This window comes from Methylophaga sp. (genome assembly GCF_965655755.1).
Lineage (GTDB): Bacteria > Pseudomonadota > Gammaproteobacteria > Nitrosococcales > Methylophagaceae > Methylophaga.
Genome location: NZ_CBFHHW010000018.1, coordinates 48180 through 50270, shown reverse-complemented (window position 1 = coordinate 50270; position 2091 = coordinate 48180). Strand labels below are relative to the sequence as shown.

Sequence of the window (2091 nt, the reverse complement as noted above, 5' to 3'; positions counted from 1 at the left end):
GTATGCCCAATAGGCGATTAAAGCAATCAATAAAACTATGAGAAAAGAAATGCGTGTTCGTGGCAAATCCATGTGCTGCTTCTCCGGTTAAAAATTCCATTTCATGACGCTTGTTATTATGTGTGCGTACTAGTCAAAACTGACTTTTGGGCTTTCTTTAGCCCCTTGGCCAGCCTCAAAATAGGCTTTTCGGTTAAAATCCCCCGCGCTTGCAATCAAGCTACTGGGCATTACTCTGGTGAGTTTATTAAAATCATTGACCGCATCGTTAAAGACCATGCGAGCAATATTGATTCTATTTTCAGTGCCTTCAATTTGGTCCTGAAGCGCCATGAAGTTATCTGATGATTCAAGTTCAGGATAATTTTCCACTAAGGCGAATACACCTGTAATATTCTTACTGAAGCGCTGTTGAGCACTCGCTAATTGGGCCATAAAGGCCTCATCTTCAAGGTGATTAGAAGCATCTTTACGCAAGGCTTCTGCTTCTTTCTCACTTTCTTGTAATGCTGTCAGGGCCTGAGTGACTCTAGCTCGTTCAGCCGTTACGCCTATCAATACGTCTTTTTCTTGCTCTGCATAACCCTGAACTGTACTGACAAGGTTTGGAATTAAATCGGCTCGGCGTTGATACTGACTTTCAACCTGTGACCAACTGAGAAAGACCTCTTCTTCTTTATTGATGAGACTGTTGTATAGATACATCACGAAAAAGACACACAGTAAAACAGGCAAAAGTATAACGATAACACTCAGTGTGTTCTGGAAGGATTTGTTCATAACACCATTCACTCCTTGTTGATTCATTGACTCTGCGACATTTTGAACAACCTCACCTCCCTGTTCACCGCCACTGCCGCTCATAAAGATAAGAGCCACACTTGTTATTAGAAAAGCACCGAGTAATATGCCAACAGGTAGCCTTTTTTGTTTACTGAAAATTTTCTTTTCAGGGGGGGATTGGCTAACGCTGGAACGAAACTTTGAAGCCTGCTCCTCAGTTAGCGCCCCCGACCTAACCATGGCTTCGATTCTCTCTTCAATACTCACCGTTAATCTCCCTGATTAGCCTCAACCCTTCTTCAGACTTAAGTTGTCCATTCTCAATTTTGTCCAGAACAGTGCCTATGGTCAGCTCATCTTCCTTTTTTATATTTACCAATTCGTTAATCATGGTATCCACATGTTTACGCAAAGTTGGATAGCTCACACCAAGCTGTTCTGACAATTCTTTGAGGTTGCCGCCACATAACAAAAATGCTTCTGCAAGTTTTAAGCTCTCAGGAGATAGCCGCATCAACCTTGGGAAATTAAACTCGCCCGCATACACAAGCCCGCACTCATTACATTTGAGTTTGGTCGGTGTTAAGCTGCTTTGGCAAGAAAGGCACTGCTTCATATAAAACCAACATAGTAAATAATTAAATTAATTAACTTTTAACTGTTTTATTTTTAATATAATTAAACAAATATGTCAATAATTCAAATTTAAACAAATTTTTAATGGACATGGTGAGCAAAAACTGAAATGAACGCACAAGAAACTGTGATGACGTTATATCACTGGAACATCCTCACTCTACCCAGTGAAGAAGAAATTTTTGTCGGCTTGCGTCAGCGTCCTGAAGTTGTTCCGCCGTTTAAACCACAAGAAGAGGGTGATGAACTCATGCCCTTCACTTTGCGTAATAGCAGCCCGATTAAGGAGTTTAATAAAACGCGCGGGGTTGGTTATACACAATCTGGGAGACGCTATGTTGTCATTGGCCAGCCTTCTGATCCGACCGGCATGATTCGCCTCAGCGTAAGTCAGATGATGTCCGTTGAAGATATTCAGTGGAAATTCGATTTTATCGATTAACTATTCATCAATAACAACGGCATGAGATCAACATAAATTTCACAGTCTCAATCCGATAGTGACTATATGAAAGACTCAGCACTCGTTATCGGTGGCAATAGTGAAATTGCTCAGGCTATTATTCGTAAACTTCTAGATACCAGAAACGCAGATCAGATTGTGTCGGTCAGTCGTGGTGAAAAACCCGTCTCTCTTCCGAATATATCTTGGCATCAGTCGGATTACAGTGA

General features: G+C 41.3%; 3 protein-coding genes. 1 reads left to right on the top strand and 2 read right to left on the bottom strand.

The window, feature by feature from the left end; all coding sequences use genetic code 11:
* Positions 1 to 129 precede the first annotated feature (129 nt).
* Both ACTF5U_RS07595 and ACTF5U_RS07590 read right to left on the bottom strand, forming a co-directional pair.
* Positions 130 to 1050, bottom strand: coding sequence for a LemA family protein (locus ACTF5U_RS07595; RefSeq protein WP_438971035.1), 921 nt, complete (start codon positions 1048 to 1050; stop codon positions 130 to 132).
* Positions 1040 to 1330: a DUF2089 family protein gene (locus tag ACTF5U_RS07590; RefSeq protein ID WP_438971034.1), complete on the bottom strand. Its 291-nt coding sequence runs from the start codon at positions 1328 to 1330 to the stop codon at positions 1040 to 1042. The genes ACTF5U_RS07595 and ACTF5U_RS07590 overlap by 11 nt, the downstream gene beginning before the upstream one ends.
* A 198-nt stretch (positions 1331 to 1528) precedes the next feature.
* Here ACTF5U_RS07590 and ACTF5U_RS07585 point away from each other — a divergent pair, with 198 nt between their 5' ends.
* A complete protein-coding gene (locus ACTF5U_RS07585) occupies positions 1529 to 1861 on the top strand; it encodes a hypothetical protein (protein WP_438971033.1) in 333 nt (110 codons plus the stop codon).
* Positions 1862 to 2091 lie beyond the last annotated feature (230 nt).

What these genes read in the sequence shown, in the direction of transcription:
- ACTF5U_RS07585 (WP_438971033.1), top strand. Translation starts at nt 1,529, where the DNA reads ATGAACGCACAAGAAACTGTGATGACGTTATATCACTGGAACATCCTC.